Consider the following 17,786-nt stretch of genomic DNA (forward strand, 5'->3'; position numbering starts at 1 on the left):
AAAAAGGTCAACCTAGTTTATAACTAAGTATAAACCGAGGCAACCAATTCTATTAATAAGACTGAAAGTAGTCAACTAAAAACGTTAACATACAGATTGTATAGTTGTGCCACGCCTGTGGCACAAGCGTGCCATGCCTGTGGCACAACTGTGCCATGCCCGTGGCACTGTTGTGACACAAGCGTGACACTGTTGTGACACAAGACTAAAGCCCATACATACGAACAAGTATTTTATGTTTTAAAACATGAAATATTGGTAATTTATGACTGTTATATGGAAAAAAGACAGTAATTTTGCAGTGCAAATGAGATAACTAACCCAAAAAATAAACATTATGGAATTAAATCAAGCCTTTAAAGATGGCCTTTGGAGTAAAGAGATTAACGTCAGAGATTTTGTAAGCAACAATATAACCCCTTATGACGGAGATGCTTCTTTCTTACAAGGACCAACTGAAAGAACAAAGAAGATCTGGGACATCTGTTTGAAAGCCATCGAAGAAGAAAGAGCTAACAACGGAGTAAGATCATTAGATAACAAAACCGTTTCAACCATCACCTCACACAAAGCCGGATACATTGATAAAGAAAACGAACTAATCGTAGGTTTGCAGACCGACGAATTGCTTCGTCGTGCCATTAAACCTTTTGGTGGAATCAACGTAGTGGCTCGCGCTTGTAGCGAAGCAGGCGTAGAACTCGACGAAAGAGTAGTAGATATTTTCAAAAACTACCGCAAAACTCACAATGATGGTGTTTTTGATGCTTATACCGACGAAATTCGTTCTTTCCGCTCATTAGGATTTATCACCGGATTGCCCGACAATTACGCTCGTGGACGTATCATTGGTGACTATCGCCGTTTGGCTCTTTATGGAACAGACAGATTGATTCAAGCTAAAAAAGAAGATTTAAAAACTCTTACAGGTCCTATGACTGATGCTCGCATCCGTCTTCGCGAAGAAGTAACAGAGCAAATCAAAGCCTTGAACGAAATCAAAACAATGGGCGAATATTACGGAATAGATTTAAGTCGTCCTGCATATACCGCTCAAGAAGCTGTTCAATGGGTATATATGGCCTATCTGGCTGCTGTAAAAGAACAAGACGGTGCTGCTATGTCATTGGGTAATGTTTCTTCATTCCTCGATATCTATATTCAATATGAATTAGAAAAAGGAACAATCGATGAAGTTTTTGCTCAGGAATTGATCGACCAGTTTGTTATTAAACTACGTATGGTACGCCACCTGCGCATGCAAACATACAACGACATCTTTGCCGGAGACCCAACATGGGTAACCGAAGCAATTGGTGGACGTTTCAATGATGGTCGTCATAAAGTAACCAAAACTTCATTCCGTTTCTTACAGACATTATATAACCTTGGTGCTTCTCCGGAACCAAATATGACTGTACTTTGGTCGCCCGAACTTCCTGAAGGATTCAAAGACTTCTGCGCTAAAGTTTCTATCGACACCTCTTCTATTCAATACGAAAACGATACACTGATGCGCGAAGTTCGTAATTCAGATGATTACGGTATTGCTTGCTGTGTGTCTTACCAAGATATAGGTCGTCAGATACAGTTCTTCGGAGCCCGTGCCAACTTGGCAAAAGCTTTATTGCTTGCCATCAACGGTGGACGTTGCGAAAACACCGGTACTGTAATGGTTAAAGACATCCCGGTACTTAGCGGCGACGAACTGAAGTTTGAAGAAGTGATGGATAACTACAAGAAGGTATTAGTGGAAATTGCTCGCGTATACAACGAAGCGATGAACGTTATCCACTATATGCACGATAAGTATTATTACGAAAAAGCTCAAATGGCTCTAATCGATACCGATCCTCGCATTAACCTTGCTTATGGTGTAGCCGGACTTTCTATTGCTATCGACTCTTTATCGGCTATTCAATATGCTAAAGTAAAAGCTCGCCGCAACGACATCGGTTTGACCGAAGGTTTCGATATCGAAGGCGAATTCCCTTGCTTCGGTAACGACATCGACAAAGTAGATAAATTGGGTATCGACCTTGTATACTTCTTCAACGAAGAACTTAAGAAATTACCTGTTTATAAGAATGCTCGTCCTACATTATCTCTTCTTACCATTACATCGAACGTAATGTATGGTAAAAAGACCGGTGCTACTCCCGACGGACGCGCCAAAGGTGTGGCCTTTGCTCCGGGTGCAAACCCAATGCATGGTCGTGATAAGAACGGTGCTATTGCTTCACTTAACTCAGTAGCTAAATTGCGTTACCGCGACTCTCAAGATGGTATCAGTAATACATTCTCTATCGTTCCTAAGTCATTAGGCCCTACTGCCGAAGATCGCGTAGAGAACTTAGTAACAATGATGGATGGTTACTTCACCAAAGGAGCTCACCACCTGAACGTGAACGTATTGAACCGCGAAATGCTTGAAGATGCCATGGAACATCCTGAAAAGTATCCGCAGTTAACCATCCGTGTATCGGGATATGCTGTAAACTTTGTTAAATTAAGTCGTGAGCATCAGCTTGAGGTTCTCAGCCGTAGCTTCCACGAAAAATTCTAAATCATATAAATGGATATCAGAGTACACTCTTACGAATCCATGGGAACATTCGACGGGCCGGGTCTTCGGCTCGTCGTTTTCCTTCAAGGATGCAATTTCCGTTGTTTATATTGTGCTAATCCGGATACGATTGCCATTAAAGAGGGCAACATTACCCAACCGGATGAAATAGTGCGCATGGCCGTTAATCAGAAAGCTTTCTTTGGTAAACGAGGAGGAATCACATTCTCGGGAGGAGAACCGACAATGCAGGCAAAGGCCTTGATCCCTCTATTCAAAGAGCTAAAAGAGAATGGTATACATATTTGTGTAGACACCAACGGAAGCATCTGGAACGATGACGTAAAAGAACTCTTTCAACTTACAGACCTTGTATTGCTTGATGTTAAGGAGTTTAATAACCAGCACCATCAAGAGCTAACCAAACACAACAATCAGCAAACGCTGCTCACAGCCGAATGGTTGGAAAAACAACAAAAGCCTTTCTGGATACGTTATGTATTAGTGCCCGGATACAGCGACTTCGAAGAAGACATACAAGCTATGGGAGAACACTTCCGGAACTACCAAATGATAGAACGAGTAGAGATACTTCCTTATCATTCTTTGGGAGTTCACAAATACGAAGCCATGGGACAGGAATATTTATTGAAAGGAGTAAAAGAAAACACGCCCGAACAATTAGAGCAAGCAGCCCAATTATTCAGACGTTATTTCAAAACCGTTTATATTAACTAAGAAGTTTGCAAATAACTTTTAGCAAAAGAAATACGAATCTTTACTATGCGTAACGGCAAATTGAGTTTCCGTGCTATTTCTTTATAGTCGAATCCGGCTATATGCATAGAATAAAGTTCTTTGTAGGCCGAAGGTAATGTATTTACCTTCCTACGTATTTCTGTAATATCCTCTGTATAAGTATAATCTACATAAGCTTGTTCTTGAACAGCACTAAAGAAGTTGTTGATAAATAGAATACGCATAATGGAATATACCCAACCTTTGATGTTAAGGTCAACCGCCATTGAATTATTCTTCTCGAAACTTACACTTGTTTTCATAATCATTCTTCTTTTAGTTTATATGCCGTTTTACTTTCTCTTCACTAATCACATTGCAATATTAAGGCTTATTCCGAAAGTAGATGGGGCAATAACCGTCAGATAAAGGGGTAAAAACCATCAATTGACAGTTTTTAGGTGCTTTTTGACAGTTTTTGGGTGTTCTAACTTTGTAGTAAATAAAAGAATAACTACATTTATAAAAATAAGGAGGACATTATTATGAAACTAAACAAACGTACCCTGCTCTTAGGTATATTTGCTTTCGTAGGCATTTGTACCATTTCTGCTCAAACCAAGAAAGAAAAGGAAGAACAGCAGAAACAACAATTAAAAGAAATTATTAATTCCGGAGATTATACCATCGACGTGAATATGGCACATCCGCAAAGTGGAAAAACCATTAATCTTACTTCGCGCTATTCGGTAAAGGTGAAAAACGATTCTGTGTTTTCCTATCTTCCCTACTTTGGGAGAGCTTACTCTATTCCAATTGGAAGTGGTAGCGGTAGCGCACTGATATTCGATTCCCCCATAAAAGAGTACAAAGTAGAATATATAAAGAAAGGTGCAGCCCGAATAAAGTTCTCTGCCCAAACCAGCGAAGATACATACAACTTTATACTGACTGTTCACCCTAACGGATCATCAAGTGTTGCCGTCAATATGAACAAAAGGCAATCTATTGACTTTATGGGAGAACTGAACAGAGAAGAAGAAGAATAAACTATCAACAGAAAGGGTGATTTTCTATTCACCCTTTAATATCGGTAAACAAATCTGGTACTTCACCGCCAAGAAGCGAACGATAAATACTACGCCTCCGCTTATCAGTTGAGTTATGATAAGAGTGAACCCGGCTAAATCGCAAAGCCAGTAAGCAATACCACCAATCACGCAGGCCATTGCATAAATCTCTTTGCGAAAGATCAAAGGAATCTCATTGATGAAAACATCACGAAGTACTCCGCCGGCTGCACCGGTGATTCCTCCCATAATAATAGCTACCCAAAATGGAAAGCCTAAACCAACAGTCTTCCCTACTCCCACCACAGTGAAGAGTGCCAAACCAATGCTGTCGAAAACGAAAAAGGTATTATTCAGATGGATAAGATATTTGCCAAAGAAAATAACCCAAAACAGAGCTAAACCGGAACAAACGAGGTAAATAGGATTCGTCATCCAAAAGGGAGTTACATCTAACAATAGATCCCGAATGGTACCTCCACCGATGGCTGTTACCAATCCTACCACATAAGCTCCAAACCAATCAAATTGTTTAGCCGAAGCCAGTCGAATACCACTAATTGCAAAGGCAAACGTACCAATAAACTCTATAATTTGCACAAATGTTGGCATAATGATTTTTATTTTTCTGCAAAGAAACAAATAAATTCTAAAAGAAACAGTACTTTTGTTATCTAAACCTCTATACAATGTAGCGTATGAAAATTACAATTGTTGCCGGTGCCCGTCCTAACTTCATGAAGATAGCACCCATTACCAGAGCCATCGAAAAAGCACGGAAAGAAGGAAAAAACATCTCCTATAGATTAATATATACAGGAAAGCAAGATGACAGTAGCCTGGATGCATCTCTCTTTTCAGATCTGGATATGAAAGCTCCTGATGTTTACCTGAATATAGATGATAAAAACCCTATAAAAACGGCAGCACAGATAATGATGGCTTTCGATGATGAGTTATCTGCTAACCCCGCACAGATTGTTTTAGTGGTAGATGATTTAACGCCCACTATGGCTTGTACTATTGTAGCCAAGAAACGCCACATCAAAGTAGCCCATTTAGTGGCCGGTACCCGTTCTTTCGATATAGATATGCCCAAAGAAGCCAACGTGATTATTGCAGATGGTTTGTCTGACTATTTATTCACCGCCGGCATGGTGGCCAACCGTAATCTCAATCAATCAGGAACAGAAAGCGAACATGTATACCATGTGGGGAACATATTGATTGACACCATACGGTATAATCGCAGTCGTTTAATTCAGCCTGTTTGGTTTTCCATACTTGGTTTAAAGGAGAAAGAATATATACTGCTAACTCTTAACAGACGTTCATTGCTTAATGACGAAAAGAATCTTCGTGAATTGATAAATGTAATCATCAAAAGTTCTCGGGGAATGCCGATTATTGTGCCCGTTCATACTTATGTGCGCGAGGCCATCAAATCCCTGAATATACAAGCAGATAACCTTCATATATTGCCTACACAAAGTTATTTATCTTTCGGTTATCTAATGAATAAAGCTCAGGCAGTAATAACCGATTCCGGTAACATAGCCGAAGAAGCTACCTTTTTAGGAATTCCCTGTATTACGCTTAATACATACGCCGAACACCCCGAAACCTACCGGATTGGTACCAATGAGCTTGTAGGCGAAGACCCGGCATTATTACTGGAAGCCATGCAAACTCTAATGGATGGAAAATGGAAAAAAGGTGAATTGCCAGACAGGTGGGATGGAAAAACAGCAGAAAGGATTGTGCAAATACTATTGGAAGGGAATTCTGATAAGTAAACAACCTCAGAGAAACAGTCTCTTAGATTAGGTTATGTTAAATTAGCAATTTATATGACAGTTATTTGCTAAATTTGCGCTCTTATATATAGCAAAATGGATAGACTCTATAAAAGACTAATTATAGTATTGCTGCTAATTTTCACTGTTCCTCAGGTATTTGCGCAAATCAGAGGACTTATAACCGACTCCCTGACCAATGAACCACTCATGTATATTTCTGTATATTATGAAGGTAAAGGAGTAGGAACCACTTCCAGCGAAAAGGGAGAATATAGCGTGGAAGTTCGTTCCGGATGGAATGAACTAACATTCTCTGCTATCGGATACAATACCAAAGTAGTAAAAATAAAACCAGGTACAAGGAGACTTGACGTTAAATTATCCTCCTCTGATGTTTTGTTGAGTGAGGTAGTTGTGAAACCGGGAAGAGAAAGATATTCCCGAAAGAATAACCCCGCAGTAGACTTCATGCGGAAAGTGATAGAAAACAAGTCCACCTTCAAACTGGAAGAAAATGATTTCTATCAAAATGATAAGTATCAGAAAATTAAAATGTCGTTGAACGACATGACTCCGGAAAAGGCCAAAGAAGGTATCTACAAGAAGATTCCATTTTTAGAAAAACAACTCGAACCCTCTCCTAACTCAGATAAGTTCATTCTTCCTATATCTGTACAGGAAACCGCATCTCAAACCATTTACCGGAAAGATCCTAAAAGCGAGAAAACAATTATCCGGGGAATGACTTCCAATGGAATAGAGGACTTTCTCTCCACAGGAGATATGGTAGGAACCGTTCTGAAAGATATTTTCTCCGATATTAATATCTACGATAATGACATTCGTTTACTTCAGGAACGCTTTGTGAGTCCTATTTCAAATTCAGCCATTTCTTTCTATAAGTTCTACCTGATGGACACAATTATGGTCGATAAGCATCAGTGCGTTCATTTATCCTTTGTTCCGCAAAACTCGCAGGACTTTGGATTTACCGGTCACCTTTATGTAGTCAATGATTCCAGCTATGCCGTTAAGAAATGTACTATGAATCTTCCTAAAAAGACAGGAGTCAACTTTGTGGAGAACATGGATATTGTGCAGGAATTTACTCAGCTGCCCGACGGAAACTGGGTACTTACGGATGATGATATGATTGTAGATTTGTATGCAATTAAGGCATTACAGGGGCTTCAGGTGCAGCGTACAACCAAATACAGCAATTACTCTTTCAATTCCATTGAGAGTCCTTTATTCCGGGCAAAAGGAAGTGTCATCAAGGAAACAGACATGTTGATTAAAAGCGATGAGTTTTGGGCAGATGTACGACAGGTTCCACTTACCAAAACGGAAAGCAACATGGATTTGTTTGTGAATCAGTTGGCGCAGATACCCGGCTTTAAGTATGTAATTTTCGTTGCGAAAGCGTTTATTGAAAACCATGTGGAAACAGGTGGTCCCAACAATCCAAGCAAATTCGATTTAGGTCCTATCAATACCATTATCACAAGTAATTATGTAGATGGGTTGCGTCTTCGTGCAAGTGGACGTACTACAGGTAAATTACATCCCCAATGGTTTCTTAGCGGATATGGAGCTTACGGATTTAAAGACAAGAAGTTTAAATATGAAGGAACAGTTACCCACGCTTTTAAAAAGAAAGAGTTCTTTCCCTGGGAGTTCCCTAAACACAACATTTCGGCTTCGTACAAATATGATGTTATGTCTCCGATGGATAAGTTTCTTACTACCGACAAAGACAATGTGTTTGTTTCGTGGAAAATTACTACTGTAGACCAAATGTCGTATGTAAAAGATGCGACCTTAAAATATGAATTAGAAACCATGAATGGGCTTGGCTTCACTGTTACAGCTAAGCACCGCAATGACGAACCAACGGGCAACCTACATTATTTTAAGAATGATGCAAACGCTACTCTCATTAAAGATATGACTACTGCCGAAGTGGGAATAACTATGGAGTATGCCCCCGGAAGAACGTATGTAAATACCAAGCAGCGTCGTATAGCCGTATCCAGAGATATGCCGGTATATACTTTATCTCACACCACCGGTTTTAAGGGTGTTTTAGGAGGAGATTATGATTTTAACTTCACCGAGGCAAGTATCTGGAAACGTTTCTGGTTATCCTCTTGGGGAAATATGGACATGACTGTGAAAGCCGGAGCTCAATGGAATAAAGTTCCTTTCCCGCTATTAATTTTGCCCGCAGCCAATTTATCGTATATCACTCAACAGGAAACATTTACATTGATTAATAACATGGAGTTTTTCAATGATAGATATGCCTCGCTGGCGCTCACTTATGAGATGAACGGAAAATTATTCAACCGTATTCCGCTCATTAAGAAACTGAAATGGAGAGAAGCTTTTCGTTTCCGTATGCTTTGGGGAGACTTAACAGATAAGAACAATCCATATCTAAATCCGGATGATACCGACTTATTTAGATTTCCCACCCGCAATGGCGAATATACCAGCTTTACTATGGACCCCAAAGTTCCCTACATGGAACTTAGCGTCGGCGTATACAATATATTCAAGCTTCTCCATGTAGAATATGTGCGTCGTTTAAACTATCTTGATAATCCGAATGTCAAGAAACATGGTATTCGCTTCATGATTTTAATGAGATTCTAAACTGAGAATCTAAACAAGGTATTATTATGGCACAACCTTTAGCAGAAAGATTACGTCCTAAAACGTTGGATGAATACATTGGACAAAAACATTTGGTAGGTCCGAATGCAGTATTACGCAAGATGATTGATTCCGGACGCATCTCTTCTTTTATTCTTTGGGGACCTCCGGGAGTAGGAAAAACCACACTGGCACAAATTATCGCCAATAAATTGGAAACTCCGTTTTATTCTTTAAGTGCCGTAACTTCCGGTGTGAAGGATGTTCGGGACGTGATTGAACGTGCGCAGAGTAATCGTTTCTTTTCTCAATCGAGCCCTATACTTTTTATAGATGAAATTCATCGGTTTAGTAAATCCCAACAAGATTCACTATTGGGAGCAGTAGAGAAAGGCATTGTAACACTTATCGGAGCCACTACCGAGAATCCTTCTTTTGAAGTGATCCGTCCTCTCCTATCCCGCAGTCAGCTATATGTGCTTAAATCTCTTGAAAAAGACGATTTGCTGGAATTACTGCAAAGAGCCATCACCACAGATGTAATCCTGAAAGAGCGTAAAATAGAATTAAAAGAAACAACCGCTCTACTCCGCTTTTCGGGGGGAGATGCCCGCAAGCTATTGAATATACTGGAGCTGGTAGTAGAATCCGAATCGGAAGATAAGGTTATTATTACAGACGCAATGGTAACGGAACGTCTGCAAGAAAACCCGCTGGCTTATGATAAAGACGGCGAAATGCATTATGACATTATCTCTGCTTTCATCAAATCCATTCGTGGAAGCGATCCGGATGGAGCCATATATTGGCTGGCACGTATGGTAGAAGGTGGCGAAGATCCTGCATTTATTGCCCGGCGATTAGTAATTTCTGCTGCCGAAGATATCGGTTTAGCCAATCCCAATGCTTTACTACTGGCTAATGCATGTTTTGACGGACTTATGAAAATAGGTTGGCCCGAGGGAAGAATACTACTGGCAGAAGCAACCGTATATTTGGCCACCAGTCCGAAGAGTAACTCAGCCTACATGTCTATTGATAACGCCGTAGCTGCGGTTCGGGAAACAGGCAATTTACCGGTTCCTCTACACTTGCGTAATTCTCCCACCAAACTGATGAAACAACTGGGATACGGACAGGATTATAAATACGCTCACAGTTACGAAGGAAATTTCGTTCAGCAGCAATATCTACCGGATGAATTAAAAGATCGTCATTTCTGGGAGGCTCAAAACAATCCGGCAGAGAATTCAATCAAAGAAAGAATGAACAAATTATGGAAAAAATGAAAATAATAGTATTAGACGGCTACACGCTGAATCCCGGTGATCTTTCCTGGGAGGGTTTAAAGGAATTAGGAGAATGTACCATCTATGATCGTACTACTCCCGAACAAGTACTTGAACGATCTGCTCATGCGGAAATACTGCTAACGAACAAAACGGTTATCACCGCCGAACATATAAATGCACTTCCGGAATTAAAATACATCGGAGTATTAGCTACCGGATATAATGTGGTAGATATTGAAGCAGCCAAAGAACGTGGTGTCATTGTTACTAATATACCTGCATACAGCACTACTTCCGTTGCTCAAATGGTATTTGCTCATATTCTGAACATTAGCTCTCAGGTTCAACACCATTCGGAAGAGGTTAGAAAAGGAAAGTGGACAAACAGTAAGGATTTCTGCTTTGCAGATACACCACTGATAGAATTATTAGGAAAAAAGATCGGTTTAATAGGTTTAGGTGCTACCGGTTATACAACAGCCCGTATTGCACTGGGCTTCGGAATGAAAGTATGGGCACACACCTCCAAATCACGTTTGCAACTTCCTCCCGAAATTAAAAAGATGGAGTTAGATCAGATATTCAAAGAGTGTGATATTGTAAGTCTTCATTGTCCGCTAACAGAGGCAACCAGAGGAATGGTAAATGCAGAGCGTCTTGCTATGATGAAACCAACCTCTATCTTAATCAATACCAGCCGTGGTCCCATTATAGATGAGCAGGCATTAGCCGATGCTTTAAATAAGGAACAAATTTATGCGGCAGGATTGGATGTATTAAGTAGTGAGCCTCCTCATGCTGATAATCCGCTGTTAACTGCTCGTAATTGTTATATTACTCCGCACATTGCCTGGGCTACTTTGGCAGCACGTCAAAGATTAATGAGTATTATGATTGAGAACATACGTGCGTTTCAAACGGGGAAGCCGGAAAATAATGTGGCAAAATAGTAATACAGGCTTGAATTACCTATCTTCTGTGGTAGGAAGACATGTAATTCAAGTCTACATTACCTGATTAATAGGCATGCTTATCTTCACTAATCTCTTTTGAATCAATAGGTTTCCTGTCAATGCTCCGCCATGCATAAAATATATAGGCTATAACAAAAGGAACCAACAATGATACATACGCCATCACTTTCAGAGTAAACTCACTGGAGCAACTATTAGCCAATGTTAACGAGCTTTGTAAATCCAGATTTGAAGGATAATATGCAGTATGGTTATATCCGGCCACCAATAATAAAGCCAACACTGTTAATACGGTTCCGAAACCGGCAAACCAAATACCTTTCTTATATGTATTTCTAAAAATAGTAGCTCCAATTCCAAACAACACAAAAACCACTCCTATTAAAAATACAATCAACACTACAGGCATTTCTTTAAAATTGATAAAGTATTTATAGGGTTGCTTGAATACTTCCAGCGTATCCGGATTCACAGCAAAACCATCGGCCAATAATGTACGAATAACAAACGCCAGAAAGAATAGCAAAAATAGAATAGTATAAACAGGCAATGCTTTACGACATCTGGAAATCAAAGTATCATCATTGATATTATTAATAAAATAAAGGATACCTAATATACGTGCCAAAAGAAATACGGCCAACCCCAATACCACGTTCCAAATATCGGCCAATGCATCCAAACCATGCCAGTTATTTCCCCAACTACTGATAACAGGCATAGCCATATCCATCATATTTTCTTTATTAATCAGGAAGTTAGATCCTGTAAAGAATGTAGCTACTGCTCCTCCTAAAAGTACAGGACCAACCACACCATTGATGACCAAAAACGTTTGATATGTTTTTTTTCCTAACAAGTTACCTGCTTTACTCTGAAATTCATAACTTACAGCTTGTAGTACAAAACTAAAGAGAATAATCATCCATAACCAATATGCACCTCCAAAACTGGTACTGTAAAAGAGAGGAAATGAAGCAAAAAAAGCACCTCCAAAAGTCACTAAGGTGGTAAACGTAAACTCCCATTTTCGCCCGGTTGAATTCACCATCATTTTACGCTCTTCATCTGTTTTTCCCAACGTGAATAAAAGCGAGTTCCCTCCTTGCACAAAAAGCAGAAAAACCAGGATAGCTGCCAGCAATGATACTACCAACCACCAATATTGTTGTAAGAATTCGTATGTCATAACTCTTTTAATTTAGAATTTTGAATTAATAATTAAGATCAGATGTTTATGTTATGCACTCTGGGCTAACTCTCAATTATTAATTCTCAATTATTAATTGTTTATCATTGGACCTTTCTTTATCTCGCGCAATAGTATACTAACCTCCGCAACAAGCATCACTGTAAACAAAACTACAAAGATAAAGAAGGTGGTTTGTACAGAGCCAGTCTGCAAACGGGATATGGCTGCATTAACCGGCAATAAATCCTGAATAGCCCAAGGCTGACGACCACATTCGGCAACAATCCATCCGGCTTGCCCCGCAATATATCCTAACGGAATGGTTAATAACGCAATCCATTGCATCCACTTCATTTTAGTCAGATCTTTCTTATATATAAAGAAGATCATCAGCATAAAGAATAAGATAAAATACCCACCCAATATCACCATGACACGAAAAGCATAAAAATTGAGTGGCACATTAGGAACCAAATCATTTACATCATTGATATAACCATAACCAAAATACTTCACGTTTTCCATGAGAACCGTCAATGCTGCATCTGCTTCTTCACTTCTTCCTGCTTTTTTAGCTTCCCGGTAGATGCCTAACGAAGAAACCGCCAATTTGCCCATCTCCATCTTTTCTTGGGCAGAAAGCGCTTTAGTACCGTCTTCCAGCGTATATCCTCCTTCAATAATATCACTAATACCGGGCACAAAAGCATTTACATCTCGTTTGGCTAAAAAAGAAAGTGCGTAAGGTATTTCCATGCGAAAAATAAACGGATCTACTCCATCATTGTATGTTTTCTTAGAAGGATCCAGCATACCAATTGCTACTAATCCAGCTTCGTCACGTCCTTCATAAAAGCCTTCGACTGCGGCTAATTTCATGGGTTGGGTTTTTGCAACCAAATAGCCGGATTGGTCGCCCGTTACAGCTATTAATACAGAAGAAACCAGACCGAATATAGCTGCAATTTTAATACTTGCTAATGCAAATCTCTTTTCGCGGTTTTTCAGTAAGAACCAACAACTAACTCCTACCACAAAAATGGCTCCCAATACCCATCCTGAAAGAATGGAGTGAAAGAATTTCTGTACCGCCATTGGAGAAGTAGCAACCGCCCAGAAATCTACCATTTCATTACGCATAGTGTCAGGGTTAAACTCCATTCCTATTGGATATTGCATCCAACCATTTGCAACCAAAATCCACCAAGCCGATATGGTTGCTCCCAACCCGGTAAGCCAGGTAGAAGCCAGATGATAACCTTTGCTCACTTTATTCCAACCAAAAAACATCACAGCAATGAAAGTTGCCTCCATAAAGAACGCCAGAATACCTTCTATTGCCAACGGAGCACCGAATATATCACCCACAAACCATGAGTAGTTGCTCCAGTTTGTACCGAACTGAAATTCCAGAATCAATCCTGTAGCTACACCTACGGCAAAATTAATACCGAATAATTTCATCCAGAACTTAGCTGTATTTTTCCAAAACTCATCACCTGTTTTATAATAAAGAGTCTCCATGATCCCCATCACCACAGCCAATCCGAGGGTAAGAGGAACAAAAACCCAATGATACATGGCGGTCAAAGCAAATTGTGCCCTCGACCAATCAATTAAAGAGGAATCAATACTTTCTACCATAGTTTTTTTATATTAGTAAGGTTAACGATTATCTTCTGTTACTTTGTTTTGAGAACGTTGTAGCAATTCTCCTGCTACAAAGTCTTCTTTAGTAGTACCTTCCGGTCGGTTACTCAAGAAATTGGGGAAGAAAAACACTTTTAAAACGGCAAACATAATGAAAAGCTTTACGAGAATTATAAGCCACAGAGTGCGCCCAAGCGTCATACTCCGGAATCCCTCTGCATAAAAATTCCATATACGTGAAACGGGGTTTCTCATTGTAACATCTTAAAAATGATAATTATTACAAATCTATTAAAACAATTGAACGAATACAATGATTAGCATTATTTAATGAATAACACTTTCAGTTTGTATAAAGTTCACCTCTATAAATAATCGACAAATTCACCTTATTGGAAGATGAATAAAACGGAGTAGTCTATCTATTTTGCACACGAACTAAATAGGAAATACCTTTGTTTTAGTAAAATTAATAAAAGACAGATATTATGATACAGGTAAAAAGATGGATAACGATTACCTTATGTACAGCGGCGACTTGTGTTGGAAATAACTTATCGGCACAAGAACGACCCGCTGTATGGGACTTGGAATCCTGCATTAATTATGCAATGGAGCAAAACATTACCATTCGCCAGAACAAAATTGCAGCAGAAAGCGCTTATGTTGATGTAAAGACATCACAAGCTGCGCTATTCCCTAACCTTTCTTTTAGTACATCGCATAATTTCGCTAACAGGCCATGGCCACAGGGCAATAACAATTCTAAAAAGAATACATACAATGGCAATTACGGCCTAAATGCTTCCTGGACAGTATACAATGGCGGGAAAAACACCAAAACCATTGAACAACAAAAACTGAATAATCGCGTTTCCGAATTAAACGTAGAACAAAGCGAAGATGATATAGAAATAAGCATCACTCAGCTTTATGTACAAATACTATATGCAGATGAATCGGTAAAAATCAATCAAAACACGTTGGAAGTATCCGAAGCACAGGTGAACAGGGCAAAAGAACTACTGAAAGCCGGCTACATTGCACAAAGCGATTATGCACAGTTGGAAGCGCAATATAGTAACGATAAATACTCTTTGGTTAATTCTCAAGCCGCCTTACAAAACTATAAGCTCCAATTGAAACAGTTGCTCGAACTGGATGGAGAAGAAGAAATGAATCTTTTATTAGCCGAAATCAGTAATGAAAGTGTAGTTACCATACTTCCGGGGAAATCTGATGTTTACCGAACCGCTCTTTCCATACGTCCGGAAATAGAGGCAAGCAAACTGAATATTGAAGCTTCTGATTTAGGTATCAGCATAGCCAAAGCGGGATATATGCCTTCATTGAGTCTTACGGCAGGTATCGGAACCGGACATTCAAACAATTCGGGGAAAGATTTTACTTTCAATGAACAAATAAAAGACAGTTGGAGCAATAGCGTAGGAGTCACTTTATCTGTTCCTATCTTTAATAACAGACAAACTAAAAGTACTGTTCAAAAAGCCCGATTACAATACGAAAGCAGTAAGCTCAATATGATGAATGAAGAAAAAGCACTCTACAGCACCATTGAAAGCATCTGGTTGGATGCCAATACTGCCCAACAAAAATATGTAGCCGCCAGCGAAAAGCTACGTAGCTCACAAACCAGCTATGAGTTGGTAAGCGAACAATTCAATGTAGGTATGAAGAATACGGTAGAATTACTTACCGAAAAGAATAATCTGCTTTCTGCCCAACAAGAAGTAATTCAGGCTAAATACATGGCTGTGCTGAATATACAATTGTTACGTTTTTATCAAGGCGAAAATATTACCCTCTAAATTCAAATTCTCGAAACAAATCATAAAAACTAATATATGAACAAGAAGAAACTAATCATCATTGCTGTCATAGTACTTATTGCAGCAGTGGGTATATGGATGTTCAAAGGAGTAACTCCCAAACATAAAGTTACTTACGAAACAGCAAAGGTAGTTAAAGGAAATATAAGCAATTCTTTTACAGCCACCGGAACAGTAGAGCCTGTAACACAGGTAGAAGTAGGTACACAGGTATCGGGTATTGTAAGCAAACTGTATGTTGACTATAATAGCGAAGTAAAAAAAGGAGAGATTATAGCCGAACTCGACAAAACAAACTTATTGAATGAGTTAGCCAGTAAAAAAAGCTCTGTAGCCAATTCAAAAACAGAATATGAATATCAGCTCAAGAACTATACAAGAATTAAAACCTTGTTCGAAAAGAAACTAATAGCCGATACCGACTATGAAACCGCACTTTATAACTATGAAAAAGCTAAAAACTCGTATGATATCAGCAAGAACGATTTAGCCAAAGCAGAAACAAACTTAGGGTATGCCACCATCTATTCTCCTATCGACGGAGTAGTATTAAGCCGTGCCGTAGAAGAGGGACAAACTGTAGCAGCATCATTCAGTACTCCTACGCTTTTCACCATTGCCAACGACCTGACAGATATGCAGGTAATAGTTAATGTAGATGAAGCCGATATAGGTGATGTGCGCGATGGTTTACGCGCAAACTTTAAAGTAGATGCTCATCAGGGAGTAGTATTCGAAGGACATATAACCCAAGTGCGCCAGCAAGCTACCACCACCAATAATGTGGTAACATACGAAGTAGTTATTTCGGCACCTAACCCGGAACTCAAGTTAAAACCCGGATTAACAGCCGAAGTTACCATCTATACATTAGAAAAAAATAATGTACTATGTGTACCGACCAAAGCTTTTCGGTTTATTCCCGAAGTTCCTTTTATCGGGCCGGAAGATAAAGTAATCGATGCAGAAAGCAAAAACAAACTGTGGACTCGCGAAGGAACAACTTTCACCGCACATCCGGTTCAAAGAGGCATCAGCAACGGTGTTCTTACCGAAATCACAAGTGGTATTGAGGAAGGTGCTGTTATTATAACAGATGTTAGCATTGGACAAATGCCTGGAACTTCCGTACAAGGTCCCCCAAGTGGTGGACAGTCCGAATCATCTCCTTTCATGCCTCAACGTCCGGGTGGTAACAAAAAGAGATAATACATTCAACTAAAGGTAAAAGATGAACAATGAGTAAATCAATAATTGAAATTCAGAATCTCAAACGAGACTTTCAGGTTGGTGAAGAGACAGTACATGCGTTGCGAGGCATCTCCTTCACCATCAAGGAAGGAGAATTTGTAACCATCATGGGTACATCCGGTTCGGGGAAATCTACTTTACTCAACACTTTAGGTTGCCTCGATACACCTACCTCCGGAGAGTACATACTGGACGGCATTCCTGTAAAAAGTATGAGCAAGAGCGAACGGGCTGTATTACGCAATCGGAAGATCGGTTTTGTATTTCAAAGTTACAATTTGCTGGCAAAAACAACAGCGATAGAGAATGTAGAGCTTCCGCTAATGTATAATCCGTCTGTAGGGGCAGCAGAACGTAGGCAAAGAGCCATAGAGGCTTTACAAGCTGTAGGACTTGGAGATCGTTTAATGCACAAAAGCAACCAAATGAGTGGCGGACAGATGCAACGCGTTGCCATTGCCCGTGCATTGGTAAATAACCCGGCCGTTATACTTGCCGACGAGGCAACGGGTAATCTCGACAGTCGCACTTCTTTCGAAATCCTGGTTCTATTCCAGAAGTTACATGCAGAAGGCAGAACGATTATCTTTGTTACTCACAACCCCGAAATAGCTCAATACAGTAGCAGAAATATTATTTTAAGAGACGGACAGATAAAGGAGGATACGGTAAATAACAACATTCACTCTGCTGCCGAAGCATTAGCAGCTCTACCACCTCCAGAAGAACTTTAAGTAAGAAAGAAG

General features: G+C 39.7%; 15 protein-coding genes. 10 read left to right on the forward strand and 5 right to left on the reverse strand.

The features are described 5' to 3' along the window. Positions 1–337 precede the first annotated feature (337 nt). Both pflB and pflA read left to right on the forward strand, forming a co-directional pair. The gene (pflB, locus tag D0T60_RS15690; protein ID WP_163219080.1) at positions 338–2,566 is read left to right on the forward strand and encodes a formate C-acetyltransferase; all 2,229 of its coding nucleotides are present in this window, start codon (positions 338–340) and stop codon (positions 2,564–2,566) included. Between the two features lie 9 nt (positions 2,567–2,575). Then, on the forward strand, positions 2,576–3,304 hold the full coding sequence (pflA, locus tag D0T60_RS15695) for a pyruvate formate-lyase-activating protein (protein ID WP_163219081.1): 729 nt from the start codon (positions 2,576–2,578) through the stop codon (positions 3,302–3,304). Here the strand turns inward: pflA and D0T60_RS15700 are convergent. Then, positions 3,301–3,627 (reverse strand): RNA polymerase sigma factor, encoded by a 327-nt coding sequence (locus tag D0T60_RS15700; protein WP_239059584.1) that lies wholly within the window; start codon positions 3,625–3,627, stop codon positions 3,301–3,303. The genes pflA and D0T60_RS15700 overlap by 4 nt on opposite strands. 222 nt (positions 3,628–3,849) lie before the next feature. Between D0T60_RS15700 and D0T60_RS15705 the strand changes: the two genes are divergently transcribed. Then, positions 3,850–4,353: a DUF4251 domain-containing protein gene (locus D0T60_RS15705; RefSeq protein WP_163219083.1), complete on the forward strand. Its 504-nt coding sequence runs from the start codon at positions 3,850–3,852 to the stop codon at positions 4,351–4,353. A gap of 24 nt (positions 4,354–4,377) precedes the next feature. On the opposite strand, the gene D0T60_RS15710 is transcribed toward D0T60_RS15705, so the two are convergent. After that, positions 4,378–4,986, reverse strand: coding sequence for a trimeric intracellular cation channel family protein (locus D0T60_RS15710; RefSeq protein WP_163219084.1), 609 nt, complete (start codon positions 4,984–4,986; stop codon positions 4,378–4,380). 86 nt (positions 4,987–5,072) lie between these two features. On the opposite strand from D0T60_RS15710, the gene D0T60_RS15715 reads away from it, so the two are divergent. From D0T60_RS15715 to D0T60_RS15730, 4 genes are all read left to right on the forward strand, one after another. Further along, positions 5,073–6,170, forward strand: coding sequence for a UDP-N-acetyl glucosamine 2-epimerase (locus D0T60_RS15715; RefSeq protein WP_163219085.1), 1,098 nt, complete (start codon positions 5,073–5,075; stop codon positions 6,168–6,170). A 96-nt stretch (positions 6,171–6,266) separates the two neighbouring features. Next, positions 6,267–8,831 (forward strand): DUF5686 and carboxypeptidase-like regulatory domain-containing protein, encoded by a 2,565-nt coding sequence (locus tag D0T60_RS15720; protein ID WP_163219086.1) that lies wholly within the window; start codon positions 6,267–6,269, stop codon positions 8,829–8,831. Between the two features lie 26 nt (positions 8,832–8,857). Continuing rightward, on the forward strand, positions 8,858–10,120 hold the full coding sequence (locus D0T60_RS15725; protein WP_163219087.1) for a replication-associated recombination protein A: 1,263 nt from the start codon (positions 8,858–8,860) through the stop codon (positions 10,118–10,120). After that, positions 10,117–11,073, forward strand: coding sequence for a D-2-hydroxyacid dehydrogenase (locus tag D0T60_RS15730; protein ID WP_163219125.1), 957 nt, complete (start codon positions 10,117–10,119; stop codon positions 11,071–11,073). Before D0T60_RS15725 ends, D0T60_RS15730 begins: the two co-directional genes overlap by 4 nt. A 67-nt stretch (positions 11,074–11,140) precedes the next feature. Here the strand turns inward: D0T60_RS15730 and cydB are convergent, their stop codons facing one another. The 3 genes from cydB to D0T60_RS15745 all read right to left on the reverse strand — a co-directional run bounded on the left by cydB (position 11,141) and on the right by D0T60_RS15745 (position 14,194). Then, positions 11,141–12,286, reverse strand: coding sequence for a cytochrome d ubiquinol oxidase subunit II (gene cydB, locus D0T60_RS15735; protein ID WP_163219088.1), 1,146 nt, complete (start codon positions 12,284–12,286; stop codon positions 11,141–11,143). 93 nt (positions 12,287–12,379) lie between these two features. Then, positions 12,380–13,933 carry a cytochrome ubiquinol oxidase subunit I gene (locus D0T60_RS15740; RefSeq protein WP_163219089.1) on the reverse strand — a complete coding sequence of 518 codons (1,554 nt, stop codon included), beginning with the start codon at positions 13,931–13,933 and terminating at the stop codon, positions 12,380–12,382. A 21-nt stretch (positions 13,934–13,954) separates the two neighbouring features. Then, a complete protein-coding gene (locus tag D0T60_RS15745) occupies positions 13,955–14,194 on the reverse strand; it encodes a DUF4492 domain-containing protein (protein ID WP_163219090.1) in 240 nt (79 codons plus the stop codon). A 233-nt stretch (positions 14,195–14,427) separates the two neighbouring features. On the opposite strand from D0T60_RS15745, the gene D0T60_RS15750 reads away from it, so the two are divergent. From D0T60_RS15750 to D0T60_RS15760, 3 genes are read left to right on the forward strand one after another with little or no spacing between them, the layout of a single operon-like run. Further along, complete coding sequence (locus D0T60_RS15750) at positions 14,428–15,768, forward strand: TolC family protein (RefSeq protein WP_163219091.1); 1,341 nt, start codon at positions 14,428–14,430, stop codon at positions 15,766–15,768. A gap of 36 nt (positions 15,769–15,804) precedes the next feature. Then, a complete protein-coding gene (locus D0T60_RS15755) occupies positions 15,805–16,998 on the forward strand; it encodes an efflux RND transporter periplasmic adaptor subunit (protein ID WP_163219092.1) in 1,194 nt (397 codons plus the stop codon). Positions 16,999–17,027: 29 nt separating this feature from the next. Further along, positions 17,028–17,774 carry an ABC transporter ATP-binding protein gene (locus D0T60_RS15760; RefSeq protein WP_163219093.1) on the forward strand — a complete coding sequence of 249 codons (747 nt, stop codon included), beginning with the start codon at positions 17,028–17,030 and terminating at the stop codon, positions 17,772–17,774. The last annotated feature ends 12 nt before the right edge of the window (positions 17,775–17,786 follow it).

The sequence above is a fragment of the Bacteroides sp. 224 genome (genome assembly GCF_010500995.1).
GTDB lineage: Bacteria > Bacteroidota > Bacteroidia > Bacteroidales > Bacteroidaceae > Bacteroides.

What these genes read in the sequence shown, in the direction of transcription:
- pflB (WP_163219080.1), top strand. Translation starts at nt 338, where the DNA reads ATGGAATTAAATCAAGCCTTTAAAGATGGCCTTTGGAGTAAAGAGATT.
- D0T60_RS15725 (WP_163219087.1), top strand. Translation starts at nt 8,858, where the DNA reads ATGGCACAACCTTTAGCAGAAAGATTACGTCCTAAAACGTTGGATGAA.
- D0T60_RS15740 (WP_163219089.1), bottom strand. Translation starts at nt 13,933, where the DNA reads ATGGTAGAAAGTATTGATTCCTCTTTAATTGATTGGTCGAGGGCACAA.
- D0T60_RS15705 (WP_163219083.1), top strand. Translation starts at nt 3,850, where the DNA reads ATGAAACTAAACAAACGTACCCTGCTCTTAGGTATATTTGCTTTCGTA.
- pflA (WP_163219081.1), top strand. Translation starts at nt 2,576, where the DNA reads ATGGATATCAGAGTACACTCTTACGAATCCATGGGAACATTCGACGGG.
- D0T60_RS15750 (WP_163219091.1), top strand. Translation starts at nt 14,428, where the DNA reads ATGATACAGGTAAAAAGATGGATAACGATTACCTTATGTACAGCGGCG.
- D0T60_RS15710 (WP_163219084.1), bottom strand. Translation starts at nt 4,986, where the DNA reads ATGCCAACATTTGTGCAAATTATAGAGTTTATTGGTACGTTTGCCTTT.
- D0T60_RS15730 (WP_163219125.1), top strand. Translation starts at nt 10,117, where the DNA reads ATGAAAATAATAGTATTAGACGGCTACACGCTGAATCCCGGTGATCTT.
- D0T60_RS15760 (WP_163219093.1), top strand. Translation starts at nt 17,028, where the DNA reads ATGAGTAAATCAATAATTGAAATTCAGAATCTCAAACGAGACTTTCAG.
- D0T60_RS15700 (WP_239059584.1), bottom strand. Translation starts at nt 3,627, where the DNA reads ATGAAAACAAGTGTAAGTTTCGAGAAGAATAATTCAATGGCGGTTGAC.
- D0T60_RS15715 (WP_163219085.1), top strand. Translation starts at nt 5,073, where the DNA reads ATGAAAATTACAATTGTTGCCGGTGCCCGTCCTAACTTCATGAAGATA.
- D0T60_RS15745 (WP_163219090.1), bottom strand. Translation starts at nt 14,194, where the DNA reads ATGAGAAACCCCGTTTCACGTATATGGAATTTTTATGCAGAGGGATTC.
- D0T60_RS15755 (WP_163219092.1), top strand. Translation starts at nt 15,805, where the DNA reads ATGAACAAGAAGAAACTAATCATCATTGCTGTCATAGTACTTATTGCA.
- cydB (WP_163219088.1), bottom strand. Translation starts at nt 12,286, where the DNA reads ATGACATACGAATTCTTACAACAATATTGGTGGTTGGTAGTATCATTG.
- D0T60_RS15720 (WP_163219086.1), top strand. Translation starts at nt 6,267, where the DNA reads ATGGATAGACTCTATAAAAGACTAATTATAGTATTGCTGCTAATTTTC.